At 64.3% G+C, this 16,978-nt stretch carries 15 protein-coding genes; 6 read left to right on the top strand and 9 right to left on the bottom strand.

What is annotated here, in order from left to right; all coding sequences use genetic code 11:
- Positions 1-420: 420 nt before the first annotated feature.
- On the top strand, positions 421-765 hold the full coding sequence (locus AC0L3P_RS31070) for an Hpt domain-containing protein (protein ID WP_473307853.1): 345 nt from the start codon (positions 421-423) through the stop codon (positions 763-765).
- 165 nt (positions 766-930) lie between these two features.
- Positions 931-1,251 carry a 2Fe-2S iron-sulfur cluster-binding protein gene (locus tag AC0L3P_RS31065; protein ID WP_007602043.1) on the top strand — a complete coding sequence of 107 codons (321 nt, stop codon included), beginning with the start codon at positions 931-933 and terminating at the stop codon, positions 1,249-1,251.
- 12 nt (positions 1,252-1,263) lie between these two features.
- Here AC0L3P_RS31065 and AC0L3P_RS31060 read toward each other — a convergent pair whose 3' ends face one another.
- The gene (locus AC0L3P_RS31060) at positions 1,264-1,731 is read right to left on the bottom strand and encodes an acyl-CoA thioesterase (protein ID WP_473307851.1); all 468 of its coding nucleotides are present in this window, start codon (positions 1,729-1,731) and stop codon (positions 1,264-1,266) included.
- A 179-nt stretch (positions 1,732-1,910) separates the two neighbouring features.
- On the opposite strand from AC0L3P_RS31060, the gene AC0L3P_RS31055 reads away from it, so the two are divergent.
- From AC0L3P_RS31055 to AC0L3P_RS31045, 3 genes are all read left to right on the top strand, one after another.
- Positions 1,911-2,939 (top strand): NAD(P)/FAD-dependent oxidoreductase, encoded by a 1,029-nt coding sequence (locus tag AC0L3P_RS31055; protein ID WP_473307849.1) that lies wholly within the window; start codon positions 1,911-1,913, stop codon positions 2,937-2,939.
- A 116-nt stretch (positions 2,940-3,055) separates the two neighbouring features.
- Positions 3,056-3,652 (top strand): DUF2147 domain-containing protein, encoded by a 597-nt coding sequence (locus tag AC0L3P_RS31050; RefSeq protein ID WP_473307847.1) that lies wholly within the window; start codon positions 3,056-3,058, stop codon positions 3,650-3,652.
- Positions 3,653-4,031: 379 nt separating this feature from the next.
- Positions 4,032-4,388 (top strand): hypothetical protein, encoded by a 357-nt coding sequence (locus AC0L3P_RS31045; protein WP_027518961.1) that lies wholly within the window; start codon positions 4,032-4,034, stop codon positions 4,386-4,388.
- Between the two features lie 89 nt (positions 4,389-4,477).
- On the opposite strand, the gene garD is transcribed toward AC0L3P_RS31045, so the two are convergent.
- The 8 genes from garD to AC0L3P_RS31005 form a co-directional block, all read right to left on the bottom strand.
- Positions 4,478-6,019: a galactarate dehydratase gene (gene garD, locus AC0L3P_RS31040; protein ID WP_473307845.1), complete on the bottom strand. Its 1,542-nt coding sequence runs from the start codon at positions 6,017-6,019 to the stop codon at positions 4,478-4,480.
- 118 nt (positions 6,020-6,137) lie between these two features.
- Positions 6,138-7,586 carry an aldehyde dehydrogenase family protein gene (locus AC0L3P_RS31035; protein ID WP_473307843.1) on the bottom strand — a complete coding sequence of 483 codons (1,449 nt, stop codon included), beginning with the start codon at positions 7,584-7,586 and terminating at the stop codon, positions 6,138-6,140.
- Positions 7,587-7,603: 17 nt separating this feature from the next.
- Positions 7,604-8,947, bottom strand: coding sequence for a glucarate dehydratase (gene gudD / locus AC0L3P_RS31030; RefSeq protein WP_473307841.1), 1,344 nt, complete (start codon positions 8,945-8,947; stop codon positions 7,604-7,606).
- Positions 8,948-8,972: 25 nt separating this feature from the next.
- Positions 8,973-9,917 (bottom strand): 5-dehydro-4-deoxyglucarate dehydratase, encoded by a 945-nt coding sequence (gene kdgD, locus AC0L3P_RS31025; RefSeq protein ID WP_473307838.1) that lies wholly within the window; start codon positions 9,915-9,917, stop codon positions 8,973-8,975.
- A 123-nt stretch (positions 9,918-10,040) separates the two neighbouring features.
- Positions 10,041-10,946, bottom strand: coding sequence for a LysR family transcriptional regulator (locus AC0L3P_RS31020; protein ID WP_018457543.1), 906 nt, complete (start codon positions 10,944-10,946; stop codon positions 10,041-10,043).
- A 121-nt stretch (positions 10,947-11,067) separates the two neighbouring features.
- Positions 11,068-12,420, bottom strand: a complete 1,353-nt coding sequence (locus tag AC0L3P_RS31015; RefSeq protein ID WP_473307835.1) for an MFS transporter — start codon at positions 12,418-12,420, stop codon at positions 11,068-11,070.
- A 270-nt stretch (positions 12,421-12,690) separates the two neighbouring features.
- A complete protein-coding gene (locus AC0L3P_RS31010; protein WP_473307833.1) occupies positions 12,691-14,643 on the bottom strand; it encodes an SGNH/GDSL hydrolase family protein in 1,953 nt (650 codons plus the stop codon).
- 154 nt (positions 14,644-14,797) lie between these two features.
- Entirely contained in the window at positions 14,798-15,880 is a 1,083-nt protein-coding gene (locus AC0L3P_RS31005; protein ID WP_473307831.1) for a lysylphosphatidylglycerol synthase transmembrane domain-containing protein, read from the bottom strand.
- Positions 15,881-16,305: 425 nt separating this feature from the next.
- On the opposite strand from AC0L3P_RS31005, the gene AC0L3P_RS31000 reads away from it, so the two are divergent.
- Entirely contained in the window at positions 16,306-16,812 is a 507-nt protein-coding gene (locus tag AC0L3P_RS31000; RefSeq protein WP_027566868.1) for a YciE/YciF ferroxidase family protein, read from the top strand.
- Positions 16,813-16,978 lie beyond the last annotated feature (166 nt).

Below are 16,978 nucleotides of genomic sequence, written 5' to 3'. Positions count from 1 at the left end.
TCCGAGCCCTCGTTACTTGTACGCGTCCCCCCGCGAGCTCTGCGCGCTACGCAAGCCCACAGTCCGGATCATGCCGCTTGCGCGGATCTCCGAGCCATCCCCACCCGGACGGCTTGTCCGCCAATTTCTCCAACATCCTATTGGCAGAGCGTCGCGAATGAAATGCCCGCGATTAAGACATTCTTAATCATCGTTAACAGGATCGTGCCGTAAGGCCTTAGCAATAAATGGAATTCTCCACGGAACTCGCCGGATTGCGGCAACTTTTCGTCAATAAACAGGCAGATTTGCGTAAAACGGCCGGAACATTTCGTTAACCATTTCCGTGCTTGGGTGGAGGGAACTTGACCGCCGGACCGGCGGACAGCGCGCGATGCCGGGGCCTGCGCCATGACGCCTGAACTGCAACGGATGGACTGGATGCCTTCGCCCCCGCTTGCACCCATCGACAGCCCGCTCGACCTCGATCATCTCTCCCGCATGACGCTCGGCGATTCCGAGCTGGAACAGGAAGTGCTGGCGATGTTTGCCGAGCAGGCGGTGCGCCTGATCGCGGCAATGGCAGCGCTGCCGGCCGAGGCCGGTGTACTCGCCCACAAGCTCAAGGGCTCGGCGCGCGGGATCGGCGCCTTTGCGGTGGCGGATGCCGCAGCGAGCCTGGAGACCGCGATCCAGACCGGCCAGGGCCGGCCTCACGCCTTCGCCGCGCTGAAAGAGGCGGTGACCGAAGCTCGCGCCGCCATCGAGGCGATCCTGAACCCTTAGGCCGACAGGGCCAGAGCCGTGCTCTAGTGTTTTGTTTTGACGGGTTTTCTTCCCGCGAAGCGGTATTCACGACTTATCAAAACGCTATGGCGCCGGGCTGATCGACCCGTTATAGGACAGCCCGGACCCTCCTTCATTCCCTAGATCGCGGCAGCACGAGCACACATGGCCAAAATTCACTTTGTCGATCACAAGGGCGAAACCCGTACGGTGGACGTCGAGAACGGCGCGACTGTGATGGAAGCCGCCATCCGCAACAGCATTCCCGGCATCGAGGCCGAATGCGGCGGCGCGTGCGCCTGCGCCACCTGCCATGTCTATGTCGACGAAGCGTGGCGCGAGAAGGTCGGCAGCCCGACGCCGATGGAAGAGGACATGCTCGACTTCGGCTTCGACGTACGGCCGAACTCGCGCTTGTCCTGCCAGATCAAGGTCTCCGACGATCTCGACGGCCTCGTCGTGGCGACGCCGGAGCGGCAGGCCTAACTCTCTTAGCTATCATGTGCTCGGCGGCGCGACCTCGATGCCGCGCTTGTGCCAGGGGCTGAGCTTCTCGAGCACTTCCGCGGTGAGTGGCGTTGGCCGGCGCGACGCTTCGTCGATCATCACGGCGACCGACGTCGCCGATGCAATGCACTTCCCTTCCGAAAATACCACCTGCTCGAACGTCACCGACGTTCGTCCCAGCTTCGCGACGCCGAGGCCGAGTTCGATCGTGTTCGGCCAGTGCAACTCGGCGCGAAAATGGATGTCGAGCCGCACCATGATCCAGGCAAGTCCCGGCGGCGTCAGGCCGTATTCCGGGAGCTTCATCAGCGTGACACGGCCGGTCTCGAAATAGGTAGCGTAGACCGCGTTGTTGACGTGCTGGTTGGGGTCGAGATCGCCGAAGCGGACATTGTCGCTGAGGCGAAAAGGATAGTCCTCCAGGCGCGGCGTCGTATCGAGGCGGCTTGGTGCGTTCACCGATTGATCTCCGTCATAGCGTTGCTGGTTACAGCCCAGTTATCCTGACCCGGCAAGTGGGTGCGGCTGCGGGGCGCTCCCGCTTTTATGCCTTCCCTGATCCATCCCCGTTGGCTAGACAGGCAGGGTCACCTCGGCCCAAAGGGCGCCGTCCCACCGAACGACGATAAAGAGACGACATGAGCGACGCGATCAAAACGGATGTGCTGATTATTGGCGCCGGCCCCTGCGGTCTGTTTGCCGCTTTCGAGCTGGGCCTTCTCGACATGAAGACGCATTTCGTCGACATCCTCGACAAGGTCGGCGGCCAGTGCGCAGAGCTCTATCCGGAAAAGCCGATCTACGACATTCCCGGCATTCCGCAGGTTTCGGGGCAGGGCCTCACCGACGCCCTGATGGAGCAGATCAAGCCGTTCCATCCGACCTTCCATCTCGGCGAGATGATCGAGACCGTGGAGAAGATCGGCGATCCCCTGTTCCGCTGCACCACGGACGCCGGCAAGGTGTTCGAATGCAAGGTGCTGGTGATCGCTGCGGGCGGCGGCTCGTTCCAGCCCAAGCGTCCACCGGTGCCTGGGATCGAAGCTTATGAAGGAAGCTCGGTGCACTATGCCGTGCGCAAGATGGAGACGTTCCGAGACAAGAACGTGCTGATCGTGGGCGGCGGCGATTCCGCGCTCGACTGGACGCTCAATCTGCATCCGATCGCCAAGCGCATCACGCTCTTGCACCGTCGCGACGATTTTCGCGCCGCCCCCCACAGCGTCGAGCAGATGCGCGTGCTGGTCTCTGCCGGCAAGATGGATCTGCGGCTCGGCCAGGTCACCGCGTTGTCGGGCAACGAGGGCAAGCTGAGCGGCGCCACCGTCAAGGGCAACGACAACAGCGTAATCGAAATTGCCTGCGACACCATGTTGCCGTTCTTCGGGCTGACCATGAAGCTCGGTCCGGTCGCGAACTGGGGCATCGCGCTGGAGAACAATCTGGTGCCGGTCGAGACATCCGCGTTCGAGACCAACGTGCCGGGCATCTTCGCGATCGGCGACATCAACACCTATCCCGGCAAGATCAAGCTGATCCTGTGCGGCTTCCACGAGGGCGCGCTGATGTCGCAAAAAGCCCATCGCTACGTGTATCCGGAGAAGCGGCTCGTGTTCCAGTACACGACATCGTCCTCCAGCCTGCAAAAGAAGCTCGGCGTCAACTGACGGCGGCGGGCGATGCCCCATGTTTCTGGTGCTGGAACAGTTCGCGAAATCGCCGTAGTCTGCGGCCATTGCAGTAGGCGGCTTAGCAAGGCGATTGGCTCAGCAAGGTGATGATAATGCGGACTCTCTTTTCCGGCTTTCGGTTGTTCTCGCTCCTCGCGCTCGCGATGTCGCTCGGCGCGGTGAGCCCGGTTGCGGCGCAAGTGCAGCAGCCGACCGCCGCAGGCCTCTGGCAGAAGGTCGAAGACGGCAAGACGGTGGGATGGTTCCTCTTCGTCGACCACAACGGCATCTTCGAAGGCGTCATCGCAAAAACCTTTCCGCGGCCCGGCGACGATCCGAACGAGATCTGCGCGAAATGCACGGACGATCGCAAGAACGCGCCGGTGCTCGGCCTCTCCTTCATCCGCGACATGAAGCGCGATGGCTTGAAGTATGACGGCGGCAACGTGGTCAACCCGCGCGACGGCAACATCTGGAAGGCCAAGATGACGGTCAGTCCGGATGGGCAGACCCTGACGATGCGCGGCTTCCTCGGCATTTCCCTGTTCGGCAAGGATGAGACCTGGACGCGTCTTCCCGACGCCAACATCGCGCAGGTCGATCCCGCCATCGTCGCGAAATATCTCCCGGCGCAAGCAACCGCTGCGACCAAGCCCATGCCCGCGGCGAAGAAGGGCGGCGCGATGATGGCGCCGGCGCCGAAGCAGTAGGGTCTAGGTCGCGCGCTGTGGCGCCCGAACTTCCGTAGCTCCACACAGGCCGTCATTGCCCGCCAAGCGGGGACTCCAGTACGCCGCAGCCTCTCCGCGTTCTTGCGCGGTGTCCGTGGCCCCCGTGCGCAATCGCGCATGCGGCCGGCTGCGACAGCGGAGAACTTGGCGCGCGAGCAGCAGTCATACCCGTCGAAAGACCAATGCGTGCCGGACGCGCGCCAGTAGTTCCCCGGAATGCGCGGTGGCGCCGGATTTGCATAGCTATCCGCAAAGCTGTTGGGGGAATGAGTCGCCGTCCTTGACGCCCTTCGCCGAGTCGCGGAAGGCGGACGGCAACTATCGCCCCGCGGCGATGACCTCGATCTGCGGAGACGACATGAGACGTGCAATACCGCGTGCCGCCATGCTGCTGGTCCTGACGGTGCTGCTGACCGCCCCGACGATGGCGCGTGACGACGGCCGCTACGCCAACTCGCCGTTAAAGCCCTGGTTCGAGAGCCTGCACAGCGAATACGGCCAATGCTGCTCGGATGCCGACGGCTACGTGGTCGCCGATGTCGACTGGGAATCCGACAAAGGCCGCTATCGCGTGCATCTCGAGGGCGAATGGGTGGTCGTGCCTGACGGCGCCGTCATCACCGAGCCGAACAAGATCGGCCGCACCATGGTGTGGAAGCACTATATCGACGGCCATCCGCGCGTTCGCTGCTTCATGCCGGGCAGCATGACATAGACTGAAGCGTCATCCCGGGCGAAACGTAGCGTCGAAACGGGACTCGCACCAATGCATCCACGCGGCGAGGCAGTGTCGGCGCGCGGCGCTCAGGTCACCGGCGCCGGATTGAACAGCGTCAAATCGTTGTGGATGCCCCAGCGATCGGACCAAGGTTGCGTGCGGCCGCTGGCGACATCGAGGATCAGGCGGAACAGGTCCCAGCCGGTCTCCTCAATGGTCTTCTCGCCGGTCGCGATGCCTCCCGCATCGAAATCGATCAGGTCCTTCCAGCGTCGCGCGAGCTCGCTGCGGGTCGCGACCTTGATCACGGGCGCGGCGGCGAGGCCATAGGGCGTGCCGCGGCCGGTGGTGAACACCTGCAGCGTCATGCCGGAGGCGAGTTGGAGCGTGCCGCAGATGAAGTCGGACGCCGGCGTTGCCGCAAACAGCATGCCTTTCTGCGTCGCCTTCTCGCCGGGCGAGAGCACGCCGGTGATGGCGCTTGATCCGGACTTGACGATCGAGCCGAGCGACTTCTCGACGATGTTGGCAAGCCCGCCCTTCTTGTTGCCCGGCGTGGTGTTGGCGCTGCGGTCAGCGCCGCCGCGAGCCAGATAGGAATCGTACCAGGCCATCTCGCGGACCAGCGCGCGGCCGACGTCCTCGTTGATGGCGCGGCGGGTGAGGAGCTGGATCGCGTCGCGCACTTCGGTGACTTCCGAGAACATTACGGTGGCGCCGGCGCGCACCAGCAGGTCCGCGGCGAAACCGACGGCGGGATTCGCGGTGACGCCGGAAAAGGCGTCGCTGCCACCGCATTGCAGGCCGATGACGAGATCGGCGGCCGGGCAGGTCTCGCGGGTGCGCTTGTTGAGGATCTTCAGGCGGGCTTCGGCCTGGGTCATGATCGCCTCGACGATGGCGCCAAAACCGTCGAAGGCTTCGTCCTGCATGCGCACGATGGCATTGCTGACGCCTTCCGGCACCAGACGCTCGGGCGCGAGCTTTTCGCATCCCAAGCTGACGACCAGGATCTCGCCGCCGAAATTCGGGTTCTGCGCGATGTTTTGCAGCGTGCGGATCGGAATCACGGCGTCAGGCGCGTTGATGGCGACGCCACAGCCATAGGCATGCGTCAGCGGCACGACGTCATCGACATTCGGATATTTCGGCAGCAGCTCGGCGCGGATGCGCTTCACCGCGTATTCCATCGTGCCCTTGACGCATTGCACGGAGGAGGAGATGCCGAGGATGTTCTTGGTGCCGACAGAGCCGTCGGAGTTGCGAAAGCCTTCGAATGTGAAACCTTCGAGCGGCGGCAGCGGCGCGGGAACGGCGGTCGAGATTTCCAGCTTGTCGAGGGCAGGGGCCTCCGGCATGCGGATCCGCGCTTCGTCCACCCATTCGCCGGCCAGGATCGACGCGAGCGCATGACCGATCACCTCGCCGTAGCGGATGATCGGGGCGTCCTGGGGGATGTCGACCAGCGCCGTCTTGTGGCCTTGCGGCACGAAGGCGCGCAGCGTCAGCCCGCTGGCAAAGCGCGAGCCGGCGGAAAGCCCGAAATCATTGACCACGATGGCGACGTTGTCGCGCTCGTTGAGCTTGATGTAGCGCGGCTGCTCTTTCGCTGCGACTGACTGGTCCATGGAAGGACTCCGAAGTGTGGGGTGGGTTAGCGCAGCGTAACCCACCACCGTCTGCATCCGTCGAACCACAAGAGGTGGGTTACGCTGCGCTAACCCACCCTACGACACCTACGATCCATCAACCGGGATAGGTATAGGCGGTCTTCACCGTCGTGTAGAACTCGCGGGCATAGGAGCCCTGTTCGCGTGCGCCGTAGCTCGAACCCTTCCGGCCGCCGAACGGCACGTGATAGTCGACGCCGGCGGTCGGCAGATTGACCATCACCATGCCGGACTCGCTGTTGCGCTTGTAATGCGAGGCGTATTTCAGACTGGTGGTGCAGATGCCGGAGGCGAGGCCGAACTCGGTGTCGTTGGAGATCGCGAGCGCCTCTTCATAATTCTTCGCACGAATGACGGCGGCAACCGGGCCGAAGACCTCCTCGCGCGAAATGCGCATGTTGTTGTTGGCCTCGGTGAACAGCGCCGGCTGGAGGTAGTGGCCGGGCGTTTCGCGCTTGAGCAACTCGCCGCCCCAGGCGAGCTTGGCACCCTCGTCCTGGCCGATCTTGATGTAGCGCAGGTCCTGGTCGAGCTGGCTCTGGTCGACCACCGGGCCGATATGCACGCCCGCCTTGAGCGCGTCGTCCACCGTCAGGCCTTTCAGGCGCTCGGTCACCGCCGCAACGAAACGGTCGTGAATACCTTCGGTGACGATCAGGCGGGACGAGGCGGTGCAGCGCTGGCCGGTGGAGAAATAGGCGCCGTTGACGGCGACTTCGACGGCGGTCTTGAGATCGGCGTCGTCGAGTACCACCAGCGGATTCTTGCCGCCCATCTCGAGCTGGAACTTCTTCATGTTGCTCGAGGTCACGCAGGCCTGCGCGATCTTGCGCCCCGTCTGCACCGAGCCGGTGAAGGTGATCGCGGCGACGTCGGGATGCTCGATCAGGGTCTGGCCGACGACGGAGCCCGAGCCGACAACGAGGTTGAACACGCCGGCCGGGATGCCGGAGCGGGTGATGATCTCGGACAGCGCATGCGCCGAGCCCGGCACCAGCTCGGCCGGCTTGAACACCACGGTGTTGCCATAGCAGAGCGCGGGGGCGATCTTCCAGGCGGGGATCGCGATCGGGAAATTCCAGGGCGTGATCATGCCGACGACGCCCATCGGCTCACGGGTGAGCTCGACGTCGATGCCGGGACGCACCGAGGCACCCTTTTCGCCGATCATGCGCAGCGCCTCGCCGGCGAAGAACGCAAAAATCTGGCCGGCGCGGGCGACCTCGCCGATACCCTCGGGCAGCGTCTTGCCTTCCTCGCGGGCGAGCAGGCGGCCGAGCTCTTCCTTGCGGGCGATGATCTCGAGCGAAATCTTGTTCAGCGCGTCGTAGCGCGCCTGTGGCGTCGACTGCGCCCAGGCGGGGAAGGCGGCCTTGGCGGCTGCGATCGCCTTCTCGGTCTGCGCCTTATCGGCCTTGGCGTATTCGCCGACGAGATCATTGGTGTTGGAGGGGTTGATGTTCTTGGTGACGCCGGAGCCATCGACCCATTCGCCGCCGATGAAGTTCTTCAGGATCACAGTCATAGCTTCCTCCAGAGTTTTTAACGAACCAGGCAGGGACGCTTGTCGTCGAAGGTCCAGCCGGGGATCAGGTCCTGCATGGCAATAGCGTCATCGCGGGCGCCGAGTCCATGCTGCTTGTAGAGGTCATGCGCGGCGTCGATGGCGGCCCTGTCGATTTCGATACCCAGGCCCGGCCGATCAGGCACAGCGATCTTGCCGCCCTTGATCTGGAGCGGCTCCTTCGTCAGCGCCTGGCCGTCCTGCGAGATCCAGTGCGTGTCGATCGCGGTGACCTTGCCGGGGGCGGCGGCGCCGACATGGGTGAACATGGCGAGCGAGATGTCGAAATGGTTGTTGGAGTGCGAACCCCAGGTCAGGCCGTTGTCGCGGCAGGTCTGAGCCACGCGCACCGAGCCTTGCATGGTCCAGAAATGGGGATCGGCCAGCGGAATGTCCACCGCGCCGAGGCGCAGCGCATGGGACAATTGCCGCCAGTCGGTCGCGATCATGTTGGTCGCGGTCGGCAGGCCCGTGGCACGGCGGAACTCGGCCATGATCTCACGGCCGGAGAAGCCACCTTCGGCGCCGCAGGGGTCCTCGGCATAGGCGAGGATGCCGTGCATGTCCTTGCAGAGGCTGACAGCCTCGTCGAGCGACCAGGCGCCGTTCGGGTCCAGCGTCACGCGGGCATTGGGGAAGCGTTTTGCGATTGCTGTGACAGCCTCGATCTCCTGCTCGCCGCGCAGCACGCCACCCTTGAGCTTGAAATCGGCGAAGCCGTAATGGTCGTGGGTGGCTTCCGCGAGCCGCACCACGGTCTCCGGCGTCATCGCCTGCTGATGGCGGAGGTTGAACCATTCGCTCTTGCCGGTCTCGCCGGTGACGTAGTCGAGCTTGCTTTTGCGCCGGTCGCCGACGAAGAAGAGATAGCCCAGCGTCTCGACGCTGTTGCGCTGCTGGCCTTCGCCGAGCAGGGCTGCGACCGGCAGGTCGAGATGCTGGCCGAGCAAATCGAGCAGGGCCGATTCCACGGCCGTGACGGCATGGATCATGACGCGGAGATCGAACGTCTGCTTGCCGCGGCCGCCGGCGTCGCGATCGGCGAAGGCGGTCCTGATATCGGCGAGGATGTTGTTCATCGCGCCGACGGTCTTGCCGATCACGAGATCACGGGCGTCCTGCAGCGTCTGCCAGATCTTCTGCCCGCCGGGCACCTCGCCGACGCCGGTGTGACCGGCATTGTCGGTGAGGATCACGATGTTGCGGGTGAAGAACGGCGCATGCGCGCCGCTCAGATTGAGGAGCATGCTGTCACGACCTGCAACCGGGATCACCTGCATCGCGGTGACGACCGGTGCGCCAGTGATCTCGGTCTTGGCCATCGCAGGCTCCTCCCTGTGTCGTTTGTTATTCTGCAGCCTGTTGTGACGATCGGATGGCGGGCAGATTCTTCACCAGCGCGGCCACTTCCGCGATCTCCTGCTCGGTGAGGTCGGTCAGCGGCGGACGGACCGGGCCGGAATCGCGGCCGATCACCTTCATGCCGGCCTTGATGATCGAGACCGCATAGCCCTTCTTGCGGTTGCGGATCGCGATCAGCGGCAGGATGAAGTCCTTCAGGCCGGCGTGGATCGTCGCGTGGTCGCGCTTGCGCACTGCGGCGTAGAAGCTGGTGGCGAATTCCGGAACGAAGTTGAACACCGCCGAGGAGTAGGTGGTCACGCCCATGTCGAGATAGGGCAGCGCGAACGTCTCCGCGGTCGGCAAGCCGCCGATATAGGTCAGGCGGTCGCCGAGCTTGGTATAGACGCGGGTCATCAGCTCGATGTCGCCGATGCCGTCCTTGTAGCCGACGAGGTTCGGGCAGCGGTCGGCAAGGCGGGCGAGCGTATCGGGCTGGAGGATGGCGTTATCGCGGTTGTAGACGATGACGCCGATCTTCACGGAGGCGCAGATCGCTTCCACGTGGGCAGCGAGGCCGTCCTGCTCGGCATGGGTGAGATAGGGCGGCAGCAGCAACAAGCCGTCGGCGCCGGCCTTCTCCGCGCCGATCGCGATCTCGCGCGCGGTGGCGGTGCCGTAGCCGGTGCCGGCGAGGACGGGCACGCGGCCCTTGGTCTCGTCCACGGCGATCTTGACGACCTGCGGAACCTCGGCCGCCGTCAGCGAGAAGAACTCGCCGGTGCCACCTGCGGCGAACAGGCCCGCGACGTCATAGCCGCACAGCCAGTCCATGTTGGCGCGGTAGGTCGCCTCGTCGAAGGAGTAATCCGCCTTGAACGGGGTGACGGGGAAAGACAGGAGGCCGGATCCGATCTTCTGGGCCATCTCCTGCGGGGTCATCTTGCTCATGGGCGCTGCTCCCTTGCCTCGTGCTGTGGAGGACGCAAGCCTGCGCGTCCATGCGCCGTGGTTTAGGAGACCGTTCGATGCGGGTCCAAGCCAAAGCCTATATCGACCGATGCGAATTCAGCATCAATCTTCCATCGCCTCCGCCGAGGACAATTCGCTCGCGATTTTGACGAGCGCCGACAGCAGCGGGTTCTCGTCGTCACGGCGCCAGACCATGAACAACTCGACCGGGACGCGGGTGCGCAGCTTCAGCGGCCGCAGGCGGACGTCCGCGATCTTCAGGCTCGCCGCCGCTGCCGGCACGATGGCAAGGCCAAGGCCGGCGCGCACCATGGCGAGGATCGAGTGGATCTGGCTCAGGTGCTGGACATAGCGCGGCAGGATGTCGGCGCGGGTAAACAGCGCCACCAGCACGTCGTGAAAGTAGCGGCTCTCATAGGGCGAATACATCACGAAGGGCTGGTTGTCGAAATCCTTGATCGTGACGCTCTCGGCATTCGCCAGCGGATGCTTTTTCGGGATCGCGGCGAGCAGGGGCTCGGCGACGACACGGCGGCTGGCGATTTCGGGGCGCGCGATCGGGGGCCTGAGCAGGCCGGCATCGATTTGGCCCGAGGTCAGCGCCTCGAACTGGTCGCCCGACACCATCTCCTTCAGTGAGAAATCCACCTCGGGCAGCTTGGCGCGGCAGGCGGCGACGAGCTCGGGGAGGAAGCCGTAGGCGGCGGCTGCGGTGAAGCCGATCTTCAGCGAGCCGGACTTGCCGAGCGCAATACGGCGGGCGACCTGCGAGGCGCTTTCCGCGAGTTTCAAGATGCGTCGCGCCTCAGGCAGGAAGCTGCGCCCGGCAGGCGTCAGGCGCACCGAGCGGCTGGTACGCTCCAGCAGCGGCGCATCGATGATGTGCTCGAGCACCTGGATCTGCCGGGACAGCGGCGGCTGGGTCATGTTCAGCCGCGCGGCGGCGCGGCCGAAATGCAATTCCTCCGCCACCGTGACGAAACAGCGGAGCTGATTGAGGTCGAACATCGATACATGCCTTAGATGGATAAGGCGTTTCCCCGGCGCTTCTAGCATCGATTACTCCCAAAACAAAGACGGCGGCCGTGAAGCCGCCGTTAAGTTGCCTGGTCAAGCTCCACGGGAGCCCTCAGGAGGAACGTTTGAGCACCACGCGCTCGATCTTGCCGACGACCACGAGATAGGCGAAGGCGGCCACCAGCGCATTGGCGCCGACGAAGATCAGCGCGCCGTTGAACGAGCCGGTCGCGGCCAGGATGTAGCCGATTACGATCGGGGTGCTGATCGAGGAGAGGTTGCCGAAGGTGTTGAACAGGCCGCCCGAGACGCCGCCGGCTTCCTTCGGCGAGGTGTCTGAAACGACAGCCCAGCCGAGCGCGCCGATGCCCTTGCCGAAGAAGGCGAGCGCCATGAAGCCGACCACCAGCGCCTGGCCGTCGACATAGTTGCAGGCGATGATCGACATCGACAGCAGCATGCCGCCGACAATCGGGATCTTGCGCGCCATGGTCAGCGAGCCGGTCTTGCGCAGGATCGCGTCGGAGATGACGCCGCCAAGCACGCCGCCGATGAAGCCGCACAGCGCCGGCAGTGTCGCGACGAAGCCGGCTTGCAGGATCGACAGCCCGCGCTCCTTGACGAGGTAGACCGGGAACCAGGTCAGGAAGAAATAGGTCAGCGTGTTGATGCAGTACTGGCCGAGATAGACGCCGAGCATCATGCGGTTGGAAAGCAGCTGGCGGATATGGTCCCACCCGGAGCCGGCCTCGGGCGCGCGCTCTTGCTTCAGATCGTCTTTAGGCGCGTCGACATCGACCAGCGCGCCGCCGTCCTTGATGTAGTCGAATTCGGCCTCGTTGATGCCGGGATGCTCCTTCGGGCCATAGACGGTCTTGATCCAGACCAGGCCCATGATGATGCCGAGTGCGCCCATCACGAAGAACACGTAGCGCCAGCCGTAGTCGTGCGCGATCCAGCCCATCAGCGGCGCGAAGATCACGGTGGCGAAATACTGCCCGGAATTGAAGAACGCCGACGCGGTGCCGCGCTCGTTGCTCGGAAACCAGGCCGCGACGATGCGAGCATTGGCGGGGAACGAGGGCGCTTCGGCGATACCGACCAGGAAGCGCAGGCCGAACAGCACGACGATCGCGGTGCCGGCGCTGAAGAATCCGACCCAGCCCTGCAGCGTCGTGAACAGCGACCAGACGATGATGCTGAAGGCATAGACAAGGCGGGAGCCGTAGCGGTCGAGCAGCCAGCCGCCCGGCACCTGCGCGATCACATAGGACCATCCGAACGCCGAGAAGATGTAGCCCATCGCGACGGGATCGAGATGCAGCTCCTTGGAGAGCGCGGGGCCCGCGATCGACAGCGTGGCGCGGTCAGCATAATTGACGGTCGTGACCAGGAACAACATGGTCACGATGAACAGCCTGACGCGAGACCTTCTCGCGTCCGCTGCGGACATCACTGCGCTCATTGCGCGCCTCCTTAGAACTCGAACGTTTCCCCACAGCGACTCCTAGAGGTGCGCGCGGCAAAGTGTCCAAGTTCAAGGAAGTATCGATCGATGCCGCTTTTGGATTGATGGAACGGCAGGTGGAGGAACGATTGTGTGAGAGAGTGCCGAGACGTGAGCCCCAACGCCGTCATTGCGAGCGCAGCGAAGCAATCCAGAATCCCACTGCGGAAGGACTCTGGATGCTTCGCTGCGCTCGCAATGACGGTGTGGTGAGAGCTCGATGTAGCTCTACTGCTGCGCGCCCGGCAGCAGTGGCGCGAGCAACCCGCGTGTCACGCCCGGGGGCGCCGCATCGAGCCCCAGCACCGCGCTTGCGGCCGGCAGTGCCGCGTCCGCCATCGCGGCGTGGCCTTCGGCGCTCGGATGCACAGCGCCGCCATAGACGGCGGAGAGCACGCCCCAGGTCGCATCATGGATGTCGGTCGGCTGGCTCGCTGCCGGCAGGCCTTGCGGATAGGTCATCGCAGCGAAGTAGCTGTCATTGGCGTCGCGGATCCAGCGCGCGCGCGGCAAATAGGCGCGGAATTCGGAGGCGCCGCGGCCGCACAGCATCGGCTGGCTCGCCGCGCTCACGATGTCGGGATTGAAGCTCTGGCCGTTCTCGGCAAAGCAGGTGCGGTCGAATTCGGGATCGTTGCCCGAATGCGCGCAGAAGCCGTGATCGGCGAACGCCGCCTGATGTGAATCCACGAAGGTCATGCGGTCGGCCTCGGGATCGCGGCACAGGGCGCCGCGGGTGCAGGTGGCGAGGCCCTTTAGCTGCGGCAGGAATTCGGTGTCGACGAAGCTCGAGACGCGGGCAAGGCGCTGCGGGTCGGCGTTGAAGGACGGATGAATGTCGAAGCCGGCGCGGCCGCCGCGGCAGGGCACGCCACCATCGGCGAGCGCGGGGTTGGCGTAGGAGACGTAGACTACATGCGAGAGGTCGCCGCCGACCAGCGGCTTCAGCGCCTCGCGCAGCTTGACGAAATTCTGCGGCAGTTCGCGCGCCAGCGCATCGCGGGAATCATCGACGCTCGCCATCACGCCGGAGCGCCGGAAGATCGCGCGCTCGGTTGCGGTCTCGACGATCACGTCGGCGACGAGGCCGGAGAAATAGACGTCATTGGCGCCGACCGAGAGCAGCACGAGGTCGAGCGTGCGCTCGGGCTGGCGTTTCCTGGCGGCGGTCAGCGCCTCGCGCAGCTCGGCGACCTGCGCGTTCACGCTGATGTTGCAGACGCCGGTCTTGCCAGGCGGGCATTCGCGGGCGCGCTGCGAGCCGAGCAGCCCGTCGCTGATGCTGGCGCCGGTGCAGGCGAGCGGCAGAAAGGTCACCGCGACGTGGGTGTAGCGTACCGCGAGCGCCAGCGCGGTGCGAGCCTGGTAGCTGTAGAGCGATCGGTGGCAGGGCGAGTTGAACCAGAGCGCGCTGTAGCGCTGCCAGTTCGCAAGCGTATCCGGCGCTTCGCAGGCACGGCCGCCCTTGAAGCCGGCGCGGCTCGGCCGGTAATACTGCGCGCCGGCGGTGCCGAGATAGGAGCGGAAGCAAAAACCTTCGTCCGACAGCGCCAGCGGCCGGTCCGGATTGCCTTCGCCCGAGGCGATGCTGTCTCCCAGACCAGCGACGAAGATGTCCCGGACCTGGATCTCGGTCTGGACCCGCTGGGTCGGATCGGAGCCGGAGGAGACGTCGACGCTCGCGACCGTCTGCTTGCCGTAGCGGACCCGCAGATTAACCGGCTCGGCGCAGTCGAAGGTGGATTGTTGCGGCCCGTCGCCGTCGTCGAACGACCAGGCGCAGGTGGCGCCGACCGGCACCGCGCCGGCGAGGCGCACGGTGACGGGATGGTCGATGGGCGTGAGGTAGTTTTCCTTCGTGTTGTCGCGGGTGCAGGGCTGGTTGACCCGGCCCTGGAGGTCGATGCAGAGCCGGTTGACCATGTTGCGGGCCCAGCCGCGGCCCTCGCTCTGGAGCTCCAGCGATTGCTCGGCGGCGAGGATGCTGCGGTTACGCGCGTTCTCGACATGGAGCAGGAAGTCGCGCTCCTCGCGGAACAGCCGGAAGCGGTTGCGGACCTCCCAGCTAATCTGCATGGCACCCGCGTCCTGCGCGGCCGCCCGCTCCGGCGGCAAGGCGGTTAGGAGCCCGGCGAGCAGCAGGGCACCGGCGAGGAAACGGTGAAGGAATACAGGGATCATGGCCCGCGTCTTCAACGGCAAAGTTGAGGCGGAAATAAGAGAGCTGCCCTCCGCCTGCAACATTGGTCTGACGGTTTTGCCGGCCGTCGTCTAGCGGACTATCGTTGGAGCATGATCTTCCCGGAAAACCGCTTCGCGCTTTTCCGGAGCACGCTCAGCGTTTGCTGGCCTGCCGCAGCGACCGCTCGCGCTCCATCGCGGCCACCTGCTTGGGCAGGTTGGCCTGCGCGCAGGCCTCCGCCAGCCTTCGGCGCTCCTGCCAGGGCTCCACCACATTCATCCAGAGCTCGCGTGCGCCCATGATGGAGATGGCAAGTCCGAACGGGATCACGAAATAGAGGATGCGGAAGACGAGAAGCGTGGCCAGAAGCTGCTCGCGGCCGAATTCGGGCAGCGCCACCAGCATGGCGGCGTCGAACACGCCGAGCGAGCCCGGGGCGTGGCTGGCGAAGCCGAGCAATGTCGCCAAAATGAACACCACGGAGAGCGACAGGAAATCGATCTGCGGAGTGGCCGGCACCAGAAGGTACATCGCCAGCGCGCAGAATCCGAGATCGACGACGCCGATCAGGATCTGCACCAGCGTCAGAGGCGCTGACGGCAGCACCACTTTCCAGCCCTTCTGGCCTAGCTCGCGGCGCTTCTCGCCCATGCACAGCCAGACCAGATAGGCGCCGATCGAGGCGAGGCCGCCGAGCGCAATCAGCCGGTTGATCGACGACGGCAGCTGATCCATGTAGGAGGCGGCATCCGGATGGATGGCCATGCCGATCGAGAGCACGAAGATGTTACCGAGCCAGAAGGTCAGGCCCGACAGGAAGCAGATTTTTGCGACGTCGATCGCATTCAGCCCGTAATCCGAATAGATCCGGAAGCGGATCGCGCCGCCGGTGAAGACGGTGGCGCCGATATTGTGGCCGATCGAATAGGACGTGAAGCTGGAGAGCGCTGCGATGCGATAGGGCACGTGCTTTTTGCCGATCGTTCGCAGTGCGAAAAAGTCGTAGAAGGTCAGCGTACAGAACGCGAAACATACGCAGATCGCCGCCAGCCCGATATTGGCGCGGGGGATCTCGGTCAACGCGGTCAGGATGACCCCGGTGTCGATGCCCTTGAGCGTCCGTACCAGCGTGGTGATCGCGAACGCGATAATGAAGACGCTCGCCGCAATGCCGAGTCGCCGCCAGCCGATCCATCTCTTGAAGCCGCGCTTCAGCGCGGTCAGCAGTCCGTGCATTCATCCTCCCGGCGGGGGGCAAGACCGACCAAGCCAGACATTGGCCGGTCGGATGCGATCAGTGCCCGCTGTGGGCTTTGATCGCTAGGCATGATGTAGCTCATTTAAGGCAAAAACACTGACTTGTGCAGCCCTTGACAAGGATAGGTTCTGCCTTGGACCAGCTTGGACCAGCCACTTTGTCATACGCGGTTCACATCGGACGCGCGTTAAGCATATGAGTCGTGGGACCGGTCGCGTCCGTCCGTGACATGATTTCAGATCCTGCACGGCCGGCATTGTTCCAGCGCAAGGGATGCGGGCTTTTTTGGAACGACGATGCCGTGCGCTGGTTAGTCCCCCATCAGCAATCGAACATGGCGGAATAACCGGCTTCTCCAGCAAGCCGGTGCCTCCGTGTTCCCACAACCGAGAGGATCGGACCGATGGGATTGTTCACAAAAGACATCAAAACCATGAACGACCTGTTCGTGCATCAGCTCCAGGACATCTATTACGCCGAGCAGCAGCTCACCAAGGCTCTGCCGAAAATGGCGGATAAGGCGACCGATCCGCAGCTGAAGCAGGGCTTTTTGACGCACCTCGAAGAAACCAGGGAGCACGTCAAGCGCCTTGAGGAAGTGTTCAAGATGCACGGTGCGCAGGTGAAGGCGGTCGACTGCCCCGCTATCGACGGCATCATCGAGGAAGCCGACGAGACGGCCGGCGAAGTCGCCGACAAGGCGGTGCTCGACGCCGCGCTGATCAACGCGGCACAGGCGGCGGAGCACTATGAGATCGTCCGCTACGGCAGCCTGATCGCCTGGGCCAAGCAACTCGGCCGCAACGACTGCGCCAGCGTGCTCGCCAAGACGTTGGAAGAGGAGAAGGCGACCGACAAGAAGCTGACCACGCTCGCCGAGAGCAAGGTGAACCTGCGCGCGGCCAGCTAGGGCCGGGCGTCTCCAGGATCGGGATAGAGCGTCGCGCGGTCATCCGCGCGACGCTTGCGCATTTCGCATCCATCATTGGGTCGTTGTGGTAACATGACGCCGGGGGTGGAGCGGTTTTTAGCATGGGGCTGGAATCGAGATTGCCGCATTCGAGTAAGCACCGGAA

The organism is Bradyrhizobium sp. WSM4874, assembly GCF_055811835.1.
Note: the sequence above shows the minus strand (reverse complement) of the source record. Positions and strands in the feature narration are given on the sequence as shown.